Source organism: Ensifer sp. PDNC004 (genome assembly GCF_016919405.1).
Classification (GTDB): Bacteria; Pseudomonadota; Alphaproteobacteria; order Rhizobiales; family Rhizobiaceae; genus Ensifer.
In genome coordinates, this window is the sequence record NZ_CP070353.1 from 1,606,838 (window position 1) to 1,622,178 (window position 15,341).

The window sequence follows — 15,341 nt, forward strand, 5'->3', positions numbered from 1 at the left end:
GATGCGGATCAAAAAGTGAAATATCCGTAATAAATAATAGTCTTACAAAACAATCCCTTAGGCGAACAGTTCCCGCCGGTTCAGCTTCGCCCACTGCAGCAGCATGATCGTCTTTGCGTCGCGGATCTCGCCGCCGGCGATCATCGCGAAGGCTTCGTCGAAGGGGATCTCCAGCACTTCGATGTCCTCGCCCTCATGCGCAAGCCCGCCGCCGTCGCCGCGCTTCTCGGTGGCGTCGATGTGGCCGGCAAAGAAGCTCGTACGCTCGGTCAGCGCGCCAGGGCTCATATAGACGTCGAAGAGATGGATGACGTCCTGGACGTGGTAGCCGGTCTCCTCCAGCGCCTCGCGGCAGATCGCCTCTTCCGGAGTGTCGCCGTCCAGAAGCCCGGCGGCCGCCTCGATCAGATAGGCCGGGTCGCCCTGGAGCAGCACGGGCACGCGCAACTGCCGCACCAGGATGACGCTCTGCCGCCTGGCATCGACGAGCAGGATGGTCGCCGCATTGCCATGGTCGTGGATCTCCCGCTTCAGCGTCACGGTCGCGCCATCGGACATCTGCTGTTCGAACGTCACCTCTTCCAGGTGCGCAAAGCCCTTCCACAGCGTGCGGCGGCCGACGATCCTGACGCGTGGGTCATGGTGGGTGCTCATGCAACTTCCTTCTCCGGCGAGTGCGATCCCGCCATTTGGCCATCAGTGGATATGTTCTGTCGCCGTGCGGTCTTCCCGCTCCATCTGCAGCGTCGTGTGGTGCAGGTCGAAGGTCACGCGCAACCGGTCCTCGATCGCGCGGCGTACGGTCTCGGCATCGGCACCGTCGGCAAGCACGGCGTGAGCGGTCAGCGACGGCTGGCTCTGGGTGATCGCCCAAAGATGCAGGTCATGCACGGACGCAACGCCGGGAACGGCGCCAATCGTCGCATGGACATCGGCGAGGCGCAGGCCCGGCGGCACACCTTCGAGCAGGATGTTGACGCATTCCTTCAGCAGCACCCAGGTGCGCGGGAAGACCATGAAGCCGATGCCGACTGCGAGCAGCGAATCCACCCATTGCCACCCGGTCAGCCAGATGACCACCGCGCCGACGATGACAGCGACCGAGCCCAGCATGTCCGACCAGACTTCGAGATAGGCGCCCTTGACATTGAGGCTCTCGTCCTTGTGGCTGGTGAGCAGCCGCATCGAGGCGAGATTGACGAGAAGGCCAATGACGGCAATCACCAGCATGCCGCCGGACTGGATCTCCTGCGGCTCGGACAGCCGCTTCCAGGCCTCGTAGAGAATGTAGAAGGCGACACCGAGCAGGAGCAGCGCGTTGAAGGCGGCAGCCAGGATCTCGAAGCGGGCGTACCCATAGGTGCGCAGGAGGTCCGACGGGCGGCGGCCGACATGGATGGCGACGAGCGCGATCGCAAGGGCCGCCGTGTCGGTCAGCATGTGCATCGCGTCGGAGATCAGCGCCAGGCTGCCGGTCAGGATCCCGCCGACCACTTCGGCCAGCATGAAGCCGCCCGTCAGGCCAAGCGAGGCCCAAAGCCTTGAAACCGGCGCGCTCGTGACATCTGCGTGGTTGTGATCGCCGCTCATGGAAGGTTCCGTCTGCCGTTCTACAACCTGACTTAGCGCGCCAACCTTACCCAGACCCTGTTGTCGTGAAAGGCGGCACCACCATAGGGCGCAACGGCATCGGCGCCGGTGAGAACGTTGATGCCCTCCCCGTCGAGATGCGCGCCATTCGGCCACAAGCCCTCGGCGATCACCACGCCGCGGCGGGCGCCGCCGCCGATCTTCGCATGCAGACGCACCTGGCCACGAACGTTGCCGAGCTGGACGATATCGCCATCGGCAATGCCGAGTTCTGCGGCATCTTCGGCATGAACCATCACTTCCGGGCGCACTTCCTTCTGGATCGAGGATGGCGTCTCGGCAAAGGTCGAGTTGAGGAAGGACCGAGCCGGAGAGGTCGCCAGCCGGAACGGGTGCTCGGCATCGGCAACCTCGATGAGGTCGACATGGTCAGGAAACTCCGGCAGTGCCTGGTGCGGCCCCTGAGTGCCCATCGACTTCGGCGGCCGGTTCGGCGCCGGCGTTCCCGTCCAGTCCGCCTTGAAGCGGAACTTGCCATCGGGGTGGCCGAAGCCCTTGAGGAAGTGCGCCTCCTCGAAAGCCGGCTGACAGTCGAGCCACTTCTGGCGCTTCATCTCCTCGTAGCCGATGCCGTAGTTGGCGAGCAGCCGGTCGATGTGTTCACGCTCCGTCCGGCCGAAGCCGGGATGATCGGCAACGCCAAGGCGCCTAGCGAGTTCTTCGATCACGAAGAGATTGGTGCGCACGGTCGAGGGCGGCTCCACCACCTTGGGGCCGATCAAGATGTGCTGATGGCCGCCACCGCGATAGAGGTCGTCATGCTCCAGGAACATGGTTGCGGGCAGCACGATATCGGCAACAGCCGCTGTATCGGTCATGAACTGCTCGTGCACGGCGACGAAGAGATCTTCGCGCAAGAAGCCGCGCTTCACCAGCCGCTGCTCCGGCGCCACATTCACCGGGTTGGTGTTCTGGATCAGCATCGCCGTCACGGGACCGCGATGGCGCAGCGCCTCGGCGTCGCCGGTCAGCACCCGGCCGATCTGCGACTGGTCGAGCATGCGAACGTCCGGATCGTGGAAGGCCGAGCCGATCAATTCGCGCTTGTCCAGCTTGAAGATGTCGTTGTTGGAGTGAAAGGCGCCACCGCCTTCGTGTTTCCAGGAACCCAGAACGGTCGCGACCGATGCTGCCGCGTGGATGGCGACGGCACCATTGCGCTGGCGCGTGAAACCGTAGCCAAGGCGGAAATAAGTCCGCGGCGTCGTGCCGACCAGTCTTGCGAAGGCTTCGATTTCCTCGACCGACAGGCCGGTGATCGCTGACGCCCATTCCGGGCCGCGCGACGTCAGATGTGCTTCAAGGCCGGCCGGATCATCGGCGAAGTCAGCCATGTAGGCCCGATCGGCGTGGCCGTCGCGAAACGCGATGTGCATCACGGCGCACGCAAGTGCGGCGTCGGTGCCCGGCTTGAGCACCAGGCCCATGTCCGCCTGTTTGACCGTCGGATTGTCGTAGATGTCGATGACAACGATCTTCGCGCCGCGATCCTTGCGGGCCTTCACCGCATGGGTCATCACGTTGACCTGGGTGGCGACCGCATTCGTACCCCAGATCACGACGCAATCGGCCTTGGCCATTTCGCGCGGGTCGGGGCCGCGCAGGGCGCCGGTCGCCATGCTCAAACCGGTCCAGGCCATGTTGGTGCAGATCGAACCGAAGAAGCCGGAATAGCGCTTGGCATGACGCAGCCGGTCGATCGAGTCGCGCTGCACCTGGCCCATGGTGCCGGCATAGAAGTATGGCCACACGGTCTCGGCGCCATATTTCTGCTCGGCGCGAATGAACTGATCGGCGATCTCGTCGAGCGCCGCCTCCCAGCTCACCTCCTGCCAGCCGCCCTCGCCCTTGGCGCCCTTGCGACGCTTCGGCGCCATCAGACGGTCGGGATGATAGATGCGCTCGGAATACCGCGCCACCTTGGCGCAGATCACGCCAGCGGTGTAGGTATTGGCGGCTGCGCCGCGCACACGGCCGATCCGCCCTTCGGCGGTCAGGTCGACTTCCAGGGCACAGGCCGAGGGACAGTCGTGCGGACAGACCGAGTGGCCGATGGTTTTTTCTGCTTTGATGGGGGTCGCAACGTTCATGGCTTTTCTATATGGCATCGGCATTTCGGCTCAAAGAGCCAATCGCCCACCCATCGCAACTATTGATCACAGCCATCGGCGGCGCCCATGAACTATCGGCACATCTATCACGCAGGCAACTTTGCCGACGTCCTGAAGCACGCAGTGCTGGCGCGGCTCGTCACCTATCTGCAGCAGAAGGAGAAGGCGTTCCGCGTTCTCGATACCCATGCGGGTATCGGGCTCTACGACCTCTCCAGCGAGGAAGCGCAGAAGACCGGCGAATGGCGCGACGGCGTCGGCCGGCTGCTCGACGGCGAACTGCCGCCGGAGATCGCGGCGATCCTTGCCCCTTACCTCTCCTCCATCCGCGCCCTGAACCCCGGCTCCGAGCTGACGCTCTACCCCGGCTCGCCGAAGCTCGCGCGCATGCTCTTCCGCCCTCAGGACCGGCTCTCGGCGATGGAACTGCATCCGGACGACTACGAAACCCTGCACCGGCTGTTCGACGCCGATTTCCAGAGCCGCGTCACCGAGCTCGACGGCTGGCTGGCGCTGGGCGCGCACCTGCCGCCGAAGGAAAAGCGCGGATTGATTCTCGTCGATCCGCCCTTCGAACAGGAGGGCGAATACGAACGGCTGGTGGACGGCCTTGCGCGCGGCTACCGCCGATTTACCGGTGGCGTCTATTGCCTGTGGTATCCCCTGAAGCAGGGCGCACCAATCAAGGCGTTTCATGAGGCGCTGAAGGCGCTCGACATACCGAAGATGCTCTGCGCCGAGCTGTCGGTCAGAAGCGACCGGGAAACCACGGGGCTTTCCGGTTCCGGCCTCATCATCGTCAACCCGCCCTTCACGCTGAAGAGCGAGCTCGACCTGCTGCTGCCGTTCCTGAAAACCCGGCTGGGGCAGGATCGTTTCGCGTCCAGCCGCTGCTTCTGGCTGCGCGGGGAAGAACAGACAACCCGAGGGGCTTGACGGACGGGCGCGACGCACCGCAATCTCATGTGACGACATAGGGAGACGCCCATGACTCGCACGCTCGCCGCCACGCTTCTCATTTCGCTTTCCCTCGCCGGCGCTACGGCGCCGGGCGCCATTGCCGCCGACTACATCGGCCGCGGCCAGGCGCAATCCTACAACGCCGGGGTCTGCAGCGAATCCTCGGTCCTCGGCTTCATCACATCCCGGTTCGCGTATCGGGATGCAAACTACCTGCACGCCAACCTCTCGATCGCCGAAATCCGCAACATGGGGCAGAACCGGCAGGAGTTCCGCGACGAGACGCATCTCGTCGAGCGTGAATACTGCTACGGAACCGCTGTGATGACCAACGGCGAACAGCGGTCGCTCTATTACCTCATCGAACGCCCATGGGGCTTTGCCGGCGTCGGCAGAAGCATCGAGTTCTGTGTCGGCGGCCTCGATCCCTGGTATGTCTACGGCGCGTATTGCGCCTCGCTTCGCTAATCATGAACGCATTCCGGAATGTGCGCCGGCTTTTGCCGGCGCTTTTTATTGTCACCGTCCTTGCTGCCTGCAACGACCAGAGCACCGAGAAGGCGCCGACGGCGACGGGGCAGCAGACGACAAAGGCAGCCGCTGCGGTTCCGCTCGGCAGCGGCTTCGATTTCTACGTGCTTTCGCTTTCCTGGTCGCCGACCTGGTGCGGCGATAACGACCCCAAGGGAAAATCCAGCCAGTGCGAAGTCGGCGGCAATCGCGGCCTGATCGTGCATGGCCTGTGGCCGCAGAACGAACGGGGCTATCCGGACTTCTGCCCGACACGGCAGTCCGATCGCGTGCCCTCGTCGCTCGGCAAGCAATATCTCGACCTCATTCCATCGATGGGCCTGATCGGCCACCAATGGCGCAAGCACGGGACCTGTTCCGGCCTCAGCCAGGAGGATTACTTCGCCGTCACACGCGCGGCCTGGGAGCGGCTGACGCTGCCATCCGAGCTCGCACCTCCCCGCCAAGAAAAAGGCCTGCGTGTTGCCGCCATCGAAGACGCGCTCGTCGCCAAGAACCCCGGCATGACGAAGGACGCCGTCGCCGTAACCTGCGAGGGCAATCGGCTCGAGGAAATCCGGATCTGCTTCGACAAGTCGCTCAATTTCCGCGCCTGCCCGGCGGTCGATCGCCAGGCCTGCCGAAGGGAAAGCGTGTCGCTGCCCCCGGCGCTTTGACCAGCCGGAGAAGGCGCCTGTTAGAAACCCATCTCGCAATCCCTGGAAGGAAAGACGCTCGATGAAGATCTTGTACTCGCCCGCCTCGCCCTATTCGACCAAGGTGCGCATGGCGGCGCATTATGCGGGCTATGCGGCCGAAAGTGTCCTGACCGACACCAATGCCAATCCGCCGGAGCTGATCGACAACAATCCGCTCGGCAAGATCCCGACGCTGATTCTCGACGACGGACGGGCGCTCTACGACAGCCGTACGATCATGCATTTCATCGACCGGGAGACCAAGGGCAAGCTCTATCCCAGGAACGCCGAAAAGCGCACCGACGTCGAGTTGCTGGAAGCGCTATGCGACGGCGTCTGTGACAGCCTGCTGTCGATCGTCTACGAGAAACGCTCCCATCCGCCGGAAAAGGTGCATCAGCCCTGGATCGACCGGCAATGGGAAAAGGTCGAGCGCAGCCTCGACCATCTGAATGCCAACCTGCCGAAGACCGGGGCCAAGCTCAATGCAGGCCATTTCGCACTCGCGGCGATGCTGCGCTACATCGAGTTGCGCTTTGCCGGCGAATGGCAGAAGGGGCGTGCCAAGCTGAAGAACTGGCCGGCGAAGTTCGAAAAGCACTTCCCGGATTACCCCAAGTTCAAGGCCTAACGTGCAGACACAAAAAAGGCCGGGTCTCCCCGGCCTTTTCCTTGATCCGGCAGAAGCCGATCAGAACTTCACGCCCATACCGACGCGAACGCTGTGCTCGTCGTAGCCCGACGAAACGTTGGTGCCGCCCATGCGGAAGTCCTTCGAGCCGTAGTCCGTGTAGCGGTATTCGACGCGTGCGGTGATGTTGTCGGTGACGAAGGTTTCCGCGCCGACACCTGCGGTCCAACCGACCATGGTGTTCTTGTCGGAAGCGCCGCCGACGGTGCCCTTGGTCTGGCCGACGGCGAGACCGGCGGTACCGTAGACGAGGACCGGGTTCAGATCGACACCGACGCGACCGCGGAGCGAGCCGTTAACGCCCTGCTTCATGCGCAGGTTGCCCTTGGTCGAATCCTGGCCGGAGTAGCCGATGTCGGCTTCACCGCCGTATACCATCTGGCCGTCCTGAACGTTGTAACCGCCATAGAGGCCGCCGCCGAAGCCGGCTGCGGTGTTGCTGCCGGTCGCATCGTGCTGGCCATGCTTCCAATCGGCGGTGCCACCGACATAGGCGCCCGACCAGTTCTTGGCTGCCGGCTCGGTGTATTCGGCCTGCGGAGCTGCCGGAACTTCGTCGATCGCGTCTGCAGCCTGGGCGGCCTGGAAGGCGATGAGGGTCATAGCCGAAGCCATGAGGGTGGTGGTGAGCGTACGCATAAACATTCTCCTTTTCGTACCGATGCCCCTCGGGCTTGGGGTCCCGCAGTGGAACATCGGACAACTTTTAATTAACCCGCCCGGTTGAGCTGAAATTGGCCAGCAATTGCGGATTCACAAGAGCCAAATTGTGAAATTTTGGTGGCACAAACGCGCCCGAAATTTGATGTTGCTTTGGCGCCACAGGAGATTTGTTAACCATAATTCAAGATTAACGAAAGCTATACTATAAGTACGCAAAATAATACAATTTACGCCAATTCCATTAATTTTTGGGCAAGGAATCGTCAGGGAGTGTTTCAGCCCCGCGTTTCTTCCCTATATCTTCGTCCGCTGACGCGAAGATTCGAAAAAGCGGGATGAAACGTTGAAGAAAGCACTGAAGGCGGCACTCGTAACCGGGGGCGCCAAGAGGATCGGCAAAGCTATAGTGGAGGACCTGGCCGCCCACGGCTTTGCGGTCGCCATTCATGCCGATGCCTCATTTGACGAAGCGCAGGCCCTGGCCGAAACCCTCGTAGAGGCAGGAACGAATGCCGTCGCGATTCGAGCCGATCTTACGGATACGGGCGCGACGTCGACACTGATCGAGCGCGCGGCAGCTGCACTCGGGCCGATCGACCTGCTCGTCAACAATGCGTCGCTGTTCAAGAAGGACAGCCTAGATGCCTTCGACGAAGAGGTCTGGGACCAGCATTTCGCGCTGCATGTGAAAGCCCCGTCCCTGCTGGCGCGCGATTTCGCCGCGCTACTGCCGGCCGATGTCAACGGGCTCATCATCAATGTCATCGACCAGCGCGTCTGGGCTCCCAATCCGCGCTTTTATTCCTATATGTTGTCCAAGTCGGCGCTTTGGACGGCAACCCGCACGATGGCGCAGGCGCTAGCCCCGCGCATCCGCGTCAACGGCATCGGCCCCGGGCCGACGCTGCCGAACGAACGGCAGGACCCGAAAGATTTTGAGGCGCAGGTCGATGCGCTGATCTTGAAGCGCGGGCCGACGCTCGACGAATTCGGACGGACGATCCGCTTCCTGTTCGACACGCCGTCGATTACCGGGCAGATGATCGCACTGGACGGGGGCCAGCACCTCGCCTGGGAAACGCCCGACATCAGGGAGATAGTGGAATGAATGGACGCGTGCCGGCCGACGGCGGCATCCTTTATGACGGCAACGAAACGGAAGACGACGACGACCTGATCGAAGTGTCTGACGCAAGCGGCGTTGCGCCTGTCGTCGAGTGGCACGAGAATCACTCGGAGACCGAGGGGCTGAAGGGCGCGGAACTGATCCAGGCCTTCGTCAAGCTGCTGCCGAACGGCCCAGGCGTCTACCGCATGTTCAACGAGGCGGGCGACGTTCTCTATGTCGGCAAGGCGCGCAGCCTGAAGAAGCGCGTCAGCAACTATGCCCAGGGGCGCGGCCATTCCAACCGCATCGCCCGCATGGTGCGCGAGACCGCGAACATGGAGTTCGTGACGACGCGCACCGAGATCGAGGCGCTGCTCCTCGAAGCAAACCTGATCAAGCGCTTACGCCCACGCTTCAACGTACTTTTGCGCGACGACAAGTCGTTTCCCTATATCCTGGTAACCGGCGACAGCCGGGCGCCGGCGCTCTACAAGCATCGCGGCGCACGCAGCCGCAAGGGCGACTTTTTCGGGCCCTTCGCGTCCGCCGGCGCCGTCGGACGCACGATCAATTCGCTGCAGCGCGCCTTTTTGCTTCGGACCTGCACCGACAGTGTCTTCGAGACGCGAACGCGCCCCTGCCTGCTCTACCAGATCAAGCGCTGTTCGGCGCCCTGCACGGGCGAGATCAGCGATCAGGGCTACGCGGAACTGGTGCAGGAGGCGAAAGACTTCCTCTCGGGCAAGAGCCAGGCGGTGAAGGCGACGATTGCTGCCGCGATGGGCGAGGCAGCCGAGAACCTCGACTTCGAAAGGGCGGCGCTTTACCGCGATCGTCTGGCCGCGCTCAGCCACGTCCAGAGCCACCAGGGCATCAACCCCTCCGGCGTCGAGGAAGCGGACGTGTTTGCGATCCACCACGAGGGCGGCATCTCCTGCATCCAGGTCTTCTTCTTCCGCACCGGACAGAACTGGGGCAACCGCGCCTATTTCCCGAAGGCCGATCCTTCGCTGCCGACGGCCGAGGTGCTCTCGCAGTTCCTCGCCCAATTCTATGACGACAAGCCCTGTCCCCGGCAGATCCTGCTTTGCGAAGCGGTGGAAGAGCAGGAATTGCTCGGCCAGGCACTCAGCGAAAAATCCGGCTACAAGGTCGCGATCCAGGTTCCGCAACGCGGCGAGAAGAAGGATCTCGTCGATCACGCGCTCGCAAATGCGCGTGAAGCCCACGGCCGCAAGCTGGCGGAAACGGCCTCGCAATCGCGCCTGCTTGAAGGCTTCTCAGAAACCTTCAAGCTGGAGCGCACGCCGCGCCGCATCGAGATCTACGACAACTCCCACATCATGGGCACGAATGCCGTCGGCGGCATGGTGGTCGCGGGGCCGGAAGGCTTCGTCAAAGGCCAGTACCGCAAGTTCAACATCAAATCGACCGACATCACTCCGGGCGACGACTTCGGCATGATGCGCGAAGTGATGACACGACGGTTCTCACGGCTGCTGAAAGAGGAAGGCAAGCCGGACCGGAGTGTGGAAGTCGGTGACGATGCCGCCTTCCCCGCCTGGCCCGACGTCATCCTCATCGATGGCGGGCAGGGCCAGATGACGGCGGTGCGCGCCATCCTCAAGGAGCTCGACGTCGAGGACAGCGTGACGGCGATCGGTGTCGCCAAGGGTGTCGACCGTGACGCCGGCCGTGAACGCTTCTTCGCGCTCGGCCGCGATAGCTTCACGCTGCCGCCGCGCGACCCGGTGCTCTATTTCATCCAGCGGCTGCGTGACGAGGCGCACCGTTTCGCGATCGGCTCGCATCGGGCCCGCCGCAAGAAGGAGATGGTCAAGAACCCGCTCGACGAGATCGCCGGCATCGGGCCGACGCGCAAGCGCGCGCTGCTCACGCATTTCGGCACCGCCAAGGCCGTCTCGCGCGCCGGCATCAACGACCTGATGGCCGTCGCCGGGATTTCCGAAACGGTGGCGCGGCTGGTCTACGAACATTTCCACGACGATGCGGGGAAATGAAAACCTGATGTCACAGTTCACCCGGCGTTCACATGCGATAGGGCAAATATGACAGTTGACGACGATGACCTGTTGACCTCCGGCCAGCAAAGTCATTTCTGTACCTGACGAACCAGAGAACACGAATCCATGCCCACGCCCGTCGCCTACAGCATCCCGAACCTGCTCACCTACTTCCGCATCCTGATCGTGCCGCTGATCGTGCTTTGCTTCTTCGTCGAAGGACGGCTGCACAGTTCGGACTTCGCGCGCTGGACGGCCGTGGCGCTTTTCGCCGTTGCCTCGATCACCGATTTCTTCGACGGCTATCTCGCGCGCATCTGGAAGCAGACATCGAACATCGGCAAGATGCTCGATCCGATCGCCGACAAACTGCTGGTCGCCTCCATCCTGCTGCTCGTCGCCGCCGACGGCACGATCGCCGGCTGGTCGATCTGGGCTGCGATCATCATTCTGTGCCGTGAAATCCTGGTGTCGGGCCTGCGCGAGTATCTTGCGGCGCTGAAGGTCAGCGTTCCCGTCACCCGCATCGCCAAGTGGAAGACGACGATCCAGATGGTCGCCATCGCCTTCCTGCTTGCCGGCCCGGCCGGCGACAAGATTTTGCCCTATACGACGGAAGCCGGTATCGTGCTCCTGTGGATTGCCGCCGCGATCACGCTCTATTCGGGCTACGATTACTTCCGCGCCGGCCTCAAGCACGTGGTCAACGAATGAGCACCGTCAACCTCGTCTATTTCTCATGGGTGCGCGAGCGCATCGGCAAGGGCGAGGAAACCCTCGACCTTCCCGCCGGCGTCGTCACCATTGCCGATCTGCTTCAGCACCTGAAGACGCTCGGCGAGGAATACGAGGCGGCGCTCGAACATGAAAACGTCATCCGCGCGGCCATCAACCAGGAACATGTCGACCACAAGGAGCCGATCGCCGGCGCCCGGGAGATTGCCCTGTTTCCGCCGATGACGGGTGGCTGAGGCCATGCGTGCGCCGGTGACCGTGCGCGTCCAGCGCGAGGACTTCGACCTCAATGCCGAGGTTGCGAAGCTTTCGATCGGGCGTGCCGATATCGGCGCCGTCGTCACCTTTTCCGGGCTTTGCCGCGACGAAGCGGGCGCGCTTGCCGCCCTTGAACTGGAACACTACCCCGGTATGGCCGAGGCGGAGATCGAACGTATCTGCCACGAGGCGGTCGAGCGCTTCTCGCTTCAGGCCGCCACCGCCATCCACCGCTACGGCAAGATCCTTCCCGGCGAAAACATCGTGCTTGTCGTCACTGCCTCGCGGCACCGGCAGGCTGCCTTCGACGGCGCCAACTTCATCATGGATTTCCTGAAGACCTCGGCGCCCTTCTGGAAAAAGGAACACCTGGGCGACGGCACGACCGGCGGATGGGTCAGCGCCAAGGACGCCGACGATACGGCCAGGGACCGCTGGTCGAAGTAAAAACGGCCGTCCCTCGAGGTCAGGGAATGGCCTTTTCCTTGCGCGTGACCGCCAGCACGATCACCAGAAATCCGAAGATCGCAAAGTCTCGCCAGAGGATCGGGCCATAGGCGCTCCACAGTGTTTCGAGCAGGCCGACCGCGGCCGCGCCAAGCGCGGCATAGAGCGGTGAAGCCTGGCCGCCGATCGCGGCGATGAACAGCACCTTGACGCCGAAGGTGAGACCGGTGCCGAAATCCATGTTGCCGTAGTAGGAGGCGGCGAGAATGCCGCAGACGGCGGCAATCAGGGACGCCGCGCCATAGGCGACGATGTAGACGGTGGCAGCGTCGACGCCGCAAAGGGCTGCAGCCCCCCGGTCCTCGGAGACGGCCCGCCAGAACCGCCCTGCCCGCGAATGCGTCAGGAACCAGTGGCCGGCCGCCACCAGCGCCGCCATCAGCGCGGTGTTGCCGAGTTGGATGACGGTCAGCGTCACCGGAAACCGCGGATCATCCCAGAAGACGATGTTGGCGTTGAGGAACGGCGGCAGCCACAGGCTGCGGGTTTCCGAGGCAAGCCGTGCCGTCTCCATCAGCACCAGCAGGCAGCCAAGCGAGGCGACGACGACAGTGTTGGCCGACGAGAAGGCCAACGGCCGCATGACATACCGCCCGGCGACGAGCCCGGCCCCAACGCTGAAAGTCAGGGCTGCCGCCGCACCGAGGCCAAGGGCGGCCGGAAGCACAAGCCACAGTCGGTCCCACCCGAAAGCGGCAAACAGCACAAAGATCTGGCCCGAGAAGGCAAAGAGCGCGCCATAGGTGAGATCGGCCCTGCGCGTCACGGCGAAGGCGATGGCATAGCCAAAGGCAAGCGCCGCGTAGAGCGCAGCGATGGGAACGGCATTGGCGAGCTGCTGCAGAAAGTAGAGCATGGCGCATCCGGAGCGTGACAAGATCAATATAACTGGTAAAATCAATTTTGCCAGTTAGGATTTTAGCATGACCTTCACCTGGACAGCCCATCGATTTGCCGGCGGCGCCCTGGCACTGGATGTCGCCAATTCCATCGTCTTGCGCTTCGACCCCGAGCGCCGGATCGACCGCTTCGCCGACGTCGCCGCGCTCGATTCCTTTGCGGACGCGGCCAGCCGCTTTGGGGCGGAGAATCTGCGCTTCGGTACTCTTGCGCCTGTCGCCGAGGAGAACCGTGGCCGGCTCTTGCTGCTGCGCGAAGCGACCGACCGGCATTTTCGCGCGGAGATTTCGGATGCAGGGCGGCCGGACCTGTTGGCGGATCTGCTGGAGGCGATCGCCGGCGTCCTGCGCGGCCCGAAGCATCAGGGCGGCCGGCTTTCGCTTGACACCGCGACGGCGCAATCGGCGCTCACGCTTGCCGCCAACCCGGAGCCCGACCGGCTGAAGATCTGCCCGAATTGCGGCTGGCTGTTTCTCGACCGCAGCCGCAACCGCAGCCGGACATGGTGCGACATGGCCGTCTGCGGCAACCGCAACAAGGCCAAGCGCCACTATCACCGCAACAGGGAAGAGGCAGCCTCATGACAAGGACATTCGGGATCGTGGCCACGCTTGCCATCGCACTCGCCGCCAGCGGCTGCCAGCGCGAGCGCGGCCCCGATCCGCTGAAGCTGACGGGCAAGATGTTCGTCTTCAACTACCGCCTCGCCTACGCGACCTACATGATCACGCTGACCAAGGCGGAGGTGGTGCCCGAGGGCAGCGTCGTCGTTGCGCGCTTCGAAAACCCGGCCGGCGGCGACGCGCTGACGCTGGAGCGCAAGCTGTTTCCGAAGCTGGAAAAAGTGGTGCTGGAAAGCCCCGATATTACCTGCGTGAAGAAGGACCGCCCCTATACGGTCTCGATCGAGGTCACAGGCCCCGAAGGCCAGTCGCTGCAGAAACTGGAAACGACCGTGGTCTCCGATGTCGACCAGGACATCATGCCGGCCAAGCCGCTGGTCGAGGGCCCGGCCTACGACAAGAACCCGGCGGTCTTCAGCGGCGGCAAGGCACCGGCGCACTTCGAGACCGCAAAATGCCCCGTCTGAGAGACCGGGCAACAAAAAACCGGAGCGTTTCCGCTCCGGTTCAAATCTCGAGTCAATTCAAGCCGCTACGGCTTGAACCGAAGATTTTGAATCAGCCGACGATCTCGGTGCCCGAGAACCAGTAAGCGATTTCTTCAGCAGCGGTTTCCGGAGCGTCCGAACCGTGAACCGAGTTTTCGCCGATCGACAGAGCGTGAACCTTGCGGATCGTGCCTTCGTCAGCGTTTGCCGGGTTGGTGGCGCCCATGACTTCGCGGTTCTTGGCAATTGCGTTTTCGCCTTCGAGAACCTGAACGATCGTCGGGCCGGAGGACATGAACTCAACCAGTTCGCCGAAGAACGGACGTTCCTTGTGAACGGCGTAGAAGCCTTCGGCTTCGCGACGGCTCATCCAGACGCGCTTGGATGCGACGACGCGCAGGCCGGCGTCTTCGAGCATCTTGGTGATGGCGCCGGTCAGGTTGCGCTTGGTCGCGTCCGGCTTGATCATCGAGAAGGTACGTTCAATAGCCATTGGCTCAAATCCCTTGTTTCTTGAGAAGTGGCGGTTCATTAGCCGCCAATTCCGCGCAAAACAAGGGGGTTCACCGATGATTCGGCTTGGGCCAGGCGGGTTTCACGCAGCCGTCACACTGCGCCCGAGCCCGTCATGGAGATCGAGGCAGCGTTCGAACCAGGCGGTCACGGTGTCACCCGGCTGAAGCAGGCGTTGCGGCGAAACGATGCGCGCCCACTGAAACGCCCCGAAGACGATGTAGTCGGCGAAAAGCGGCGTTGCACCACCCAGAAAGTCCTGAAACTTGAGCAGATGGCGCAAAGGCTCGAGCTTTTCCGAGAAAGTTGCGAGCGAGGATCCGCCGCTTTCGGCCACCGCTTCGAGCGACGTGCCGAAGCGCTTTTCCCGGCTTTCGCGGAAATAGGCCTGATCGACGGAATCCAGCCGGTCGTGAATATCCCTTATGATGATGCGGGTGATGGCCGGATGCAGCGTTGTCTGCGACCAGCCCTCGACGAAGCGCGAGATCGCCATCGCCCCCTCGCCGGCGAAGAGCGCCGGCCGGTCCGCATAGGTCCGTTCGAGATAGAGGGCGATCTCGAAGCTGTCCTTCACCAGCGTTTCACCGTCCCGCAGCAACGGCACCAGGTTCGTCGCCCCGTCCTCGACCGCCCGGATTTCGGTGAACCCGATCGGCACGGTGTCGAACTCGAGCCCCTTGTGGGCCAGCGACATCGCGATCTTCCACACATGCGGCGAGAAGGGACGCGCCCTGTCGGACCCACACAGCGAATAGAGCTTCCTTGTCATGCGAACCCTCCGGGACGATTGTCATCCCCTTGAACGACATATCCGCCGCGTCATCAAATCAGTAAATTTCATGAATGATATCAGCCACAGGAATGCGGTTCCGGGTTAGCGTCGCCACCCGCAAACCGCA

The 15,341-nt window shown here is 63.0% G+C and carries 18 protein-coding genes; 11 read left to right on the forward strand and 7 right to left on the reverse strand.

What is annotated here, in order from left to right:
* Nucleotides 1–57: 57 nt before the first annotated feature.
* From JVX98_RS16055 to JVX98_RS16065, 3 genes are read right to left on the reverse strand one after another with little or no spacing between them, the layout of a single operon-like run.
* The gene (locus tag JVX98_RS16055) at nucleotides 58–654 is read right to left on the reverse strand and encodes an NUDIX domain-containing protein (protein ID WP_192447340.1); all 597 of its coding nucleotides are present in this window, start codon (nucleotides 652–654) and stop codon (nucleotides 58–60) included.
* A gap of 42 nt (nucleotides 655–696) precedes the next feature.
* Nucleotides 697–1,590: a cation diffusion facilitator family transporter gene (locus JVX98_RS16060; RefSeq protein WP_205239168.1), complete on the reverse strand. Its 894-nt coding sequence runs from the start codon at nucleotides 1,588–1,590 to the stop codon at nucleotides 697–699.
* A gap of 32 nt (nucleotides 1,591–1,622) precedes the next feature.
* Nucleotides 1,623–3,758, reverse strand: coding sequence for a molybdopterin-dependent oxidoreductase (locus JVX98_RS16065; protein ID WP_205239169.1), 2,136 nt, complete (start codon nucleotides 3,756–3,758; stop codon nucleotides 1,623–1,625).
* 69 nt (nucleotides 3,759–3,827) lie between these two features.
* Between JVX98_RS16065 and JVX98_RS16070 the strand changes: the two genes are divergently transcribed.
* The 4 genes from JVX98_RS16070 (at nucleotide 3,828) to JVX98_RS16085 (ending at nucleotide 6,560) form a co-directional block, all read left to right on the forward strand.
* The gene (locus JVX98_RS16070) at nucleotides 3,828–4,697 is read left to right on the forward strand and encodes a 23S rRNA (adenine(2030)-N(6))-methyltransferase RlmJ (RefSeq protein ID WP_205239170.1); all 870 of its coding nucleotides are present in this window, start codon (nucleotides 3,828–3,830) and stop codon (nucleotides 4,695–4,697) included.
* A 51-nt stretch (nucleotides 4,698–4,748) separates the two neighbouring features.
* Nucleotides 4,749–5,189: a hypothetical protein gene (locus JVX98_RS16075; RefSeq protein WP_205239171.1), complete on the forward strand. Its 441-nt coding sequence runs from the start codon at nucleotides 4,749–4,751 to the stop codon at nucleotides 5,187–5,189.
* 2 nt (nucleotides 5,190–5,191) lie between these two features.
* A complete protein-coding gene (locus JVX98_RS16080; RefSeq protein ID WP_205239172.1) occupies nucleotides 5,192–5,908 on the forward strand; it encodes a ribonuclease T(2) in 717 nt (238 codons plus the stop codon).
* 61 nt (nucleotides 5,909–5,969) lie between these two features.
* Entirely contained in the window at nucleotides 5,970–6,560 is a 591-nt protein-coding gene (locus tag JVX98_RS16085; RefSeq protein ID WP_205239173.1) for a glutathione S-transferase, read from the forward strand.
* Nucleotides 6,561–6,620: 60 nt separating this feature from the next.
* On the opposite strand, the gene JVX98_RS16090 is transcribed toward JVX98_RS16085, so the two are convergent.
* Nucleotides 6,621–7,259, reverse strand: a complete 639-nt coding sequence (locus JVX98_RS16090) for an outer membrane protein (protein WP_043611409.1) — start codon at nucleotides 7,257–7,259, stop codon at nucleotides 6,621–6,623.
* Between the two features lie 367 nt (nucleotides 7,260–7,626).
* Here JVX98_RS16090 and JVX98_RS16095 point away from each other — a divergent pair, with 367 nt between their 5' ends.
* The 5 genes from JVX98_RS16095 to JVX98_RS16115 all read left to right on the forward strand — a co-directional run bounded on the left by JVX98_RS16095 (nucleotide 7,627) and on the right by JVX98_RS16115 (nucleotide 11,855).
* Nucleotides 7,627–8,391, forward strand: a complete 765-nt coding sequence (locus JVX98_RS16095) for an SDR family oxidoreductase (RefSeq protein WP_205239174.1) — start codon at nucleotides 7,627–7,629, stop codon at nucleotides 8,389–8,391.
* Nucleotides 8,388–10,412, forward strand: a complete 2,025-nt coding sequence (gene uvrC, locus JVX98_RS16100; RefSeq protein ID WP_205239175.1) for an excinuclease ABC subunit UvrC — start codon at nucleotides 8,388–8,390, stop codon at nucleotides 10,410–10,412. The genes JVX98_RS16095 and uvrC overlap by 4 nt, the downstream gene beginning before the upstream one ends.
* Before the next feature lie 129 nt (nucleotides 10,413–10,541).
* Nucleotides 10,542–11,129: a CDP-diacylglycerol--glycerol-3-phosphate 3-phosphatidyltransferase gene (pgsA, locus tag JVX98_RS16105; RefSeq protein ID WP_034803862.1), complete on the forward strand. Its 588-nt coding sequence runs from the start codon at nucleotides 10,542–10,544 to the stop codon at nucleotides 11,127–11,129.
* Nucleotides 11,126–11,386 carry a molybdopterin converting factor subunit 1 gene (gene moaD, locus JVX98_RS16110; protein ID WP_034803865.1) on the forward strand — a complete coding sequence of 87 codons (261 nt, stop codon included), beginning with the start codon at nucleotides 11,126–11,128 and terminating at the stop codon, nucleotides 11,384–11,386. The genes pgsA and moaD overlap by 4 nt, the downstream gene beginning before the upstream one ends.
* 4 nt (nucleotides 11,387–11,390) lie before the next feature.
* The gene (locus tag JVX98_RS16115) at nucleotides 11,391–11,855 is read left to right on the forward strand and encodes a molybdenum cofactor biosynthesis protein MoaE (protein ID WP_192447348.1); all 465 of its coding nucleotides are present in this window, start codon (nucleotides 11,391–11,393) and stop codon (nucleotides 11,853–11,855) included.
* Between the two features lie 19 nt (nucleotides 11,856–11,874).
* On the opposite strand, the gene JVX98_RS16120 is transcribed toward JVX98_RS16115, so the two are convergent.
* Nucleotides 11,875–12,771: a branched-chain amino acid ABC transporter permease gene (locus JVX98_RS16120; RefSeq protein WP_043611402.1), complete on the reverse strand. Its 897-nt coding sequence runs from the start codon at nucleotides 12,769–12,771 to the stop codon at nucleotides 11,875–11,877.
* 67 nt (nucleotides 12,772–12,838) lie between these two features.
* Between JVX98_RS16120 and JVX98_RS16125 the strand changes: the two genes are divergently transcribed.
* On the forward strand, nucleotides 12,839–13,399 hold the full coding sequence (locus tag JVX98_RS16125) for a CGNR zinc finger domain-containing protein (protein ID WP_205239176.1): 561 nt from the start codon (nucleotides 12,839–12,841) through the stop codon (nucleotides 13,397–13,399).
* Nucleotides 13,396–13,905 (forward strand): hypothetical protein, encoded by a 510-nt coding sequence (locus JVX98_RS16130; protein WP_205239177.1) that lies wholly within the window; start codon nucleotides 13,396–13,398, stop codon nucleotides 13,903–13,905. Before JVX98_RS16125 ends, JVX98_RS16130 begins: the two co-directional genes overlap by 4 nt.
* A 91-nt stretch (nucleotides 13,906–13,996) precedes the next feature.
* On the opposite strand, the gene ndk is transcribed toward JVX98_RS16130, so the two are convergent.
* Both ndk and JVX98_RS16140 read right to left on the reverse strand, forming a co-directional pair.
* Nucleotides 13,997–14,419, reverse strand: coding sequence for a nucleoside-diphosphate kinase (gene ndk / locus JVX98_RS16135; RefSeq protein WP_034803877.1), 423 nt, complete (start codon nucleotides 14,417–14,419; stop codon nucleotides 13,997–13,999).
* A gap of 102 nt (nucleotides 14,420–14,521) precedes the next feature.
* Nucleotides 14,522–15,211, reverse strand: coding sequence for a glutathione S-transferase family protein (locus JVX98_RS16140; RefSeq protein ID WP_205239178.1), 690 nt, complete (start codon nucleotides 15,209–15,211; stop codon nucleotides 14,522–14,524).
* Between the last annotated feature and the right edge of the window lie 130 nt (nucleotides 15,212–15,341).

Coding starts and splice junctions, on each gene's coding strand:
- JVX98_RS16055 (WP_192447340.1), bottom strand. CDS start 654: ATGAGCACCCACCATGACCCACGCGTCAGGATCGTCGGCCGCCGCACG.
- JVX98_RS16060 (WP_205239168.1), bottom strand. CDS start 1,590: ATGAGCGGCGATCACAACCACGCAGATGTCACGAGCGCGCCGGTTTCA.
- JVX98_RS16065 (WP_205239169.1), bottom strand. CDS start 3,758: ATGCCATATAGAAAAGCCATGAACGTTGCGACCCCCATCAAAGCAGAA.
- JVX98_RS16070 (WP_205239170.1), top strand. CDS start 3,828: ATGAACTATCGGCACATCTATCACGCAGGCAACTTTGCCGACGTCCTG.
- JVX98_RS16075 (WP_205239171.1), top strand. CDS start 4,749: ATGACTCGCACGCTCGCCGCCACGCTTCTCATTTCGCTTTCCCTCGCC.
- JVX98_RS16080 (WP_205239172.1), top strand. CDS start 5,192: ATGAACGCATTCCGGAATGTGCGCCGGCTTTTGCCGGCGCTTTTTATT.
- JVX98_RS16085 (WP_205239173.1), top strand. CDS start 5,970: ATGAAGATCTTGTACTCGCCCGCCTCGCCCTATTCGACCAAGGTGCGC.
- JVX98_RS16090 (WP_043611409.1), bottom strand. CDS start 7,259: ATGCGTACGCTCACCACCACCCTCATGGCTTCGGCTATGACCCTCATC.
- uvrC (WP_205239175.1), top strand. CDS start 8,388: ATGAATGGACGCGTGCCGGCCGACGGCGGCATCCTTTATGACGGCAAC.
- pgsA (WP_034803862.1), top strand. CDS start 10,542: ATGCCCACGCCCGTCGCCTACAGCATCCCGAACCTGCTCACCTACTTC.
- moaD (WP_034803865.1), top strand. CDS start 11,126: ATGAGCACCGTCAACCTCGTCTATTTCTCATGGGTGCGCGAGCGCATC.
- JVX98_RS16115 (WP_192447348.1), top strand. CDS start 11,391: ATGCGTGCGCCGGTGACCGTGCGCGTCCAGCGCGAGGACTTCGACCTC.
- JVX98_RS16120 (WP_043611402.1), bottom strand. CDS start 12,771: ATGCTCTACTTTCTGCAGCAGCTCGCCAATGCCGTTCCCATCGCTGCG.
- JVX98_RS16125 (WP_205239176.1), top strand. CDS start 12,839: ATGACCTTCACCTGGACAGCCCATCGATTTGCCGGCGGCGCCCTGGCA.
- JVX98_RS16130 (WP_205239177.1), top strand. CDS start 13,396: ATGACAAGGACATTCGGGATCGTGGCCACGCTTGCCATCGCACTCGCC.
- ndk (WP_034803877.1), bottom strand. CDS start 14,419: ATGGCTATTGAACGTACCTTCTCGATGATCAAGCCGGACGCGACCAAG.
- JVX98_RS16140 (WP_205239178.1), bottom strand. CDS start 15,211: ATGACAAGGAAGCTCTATTCGCTGTGTGGGTCCGACAGGGCGCGTCCC.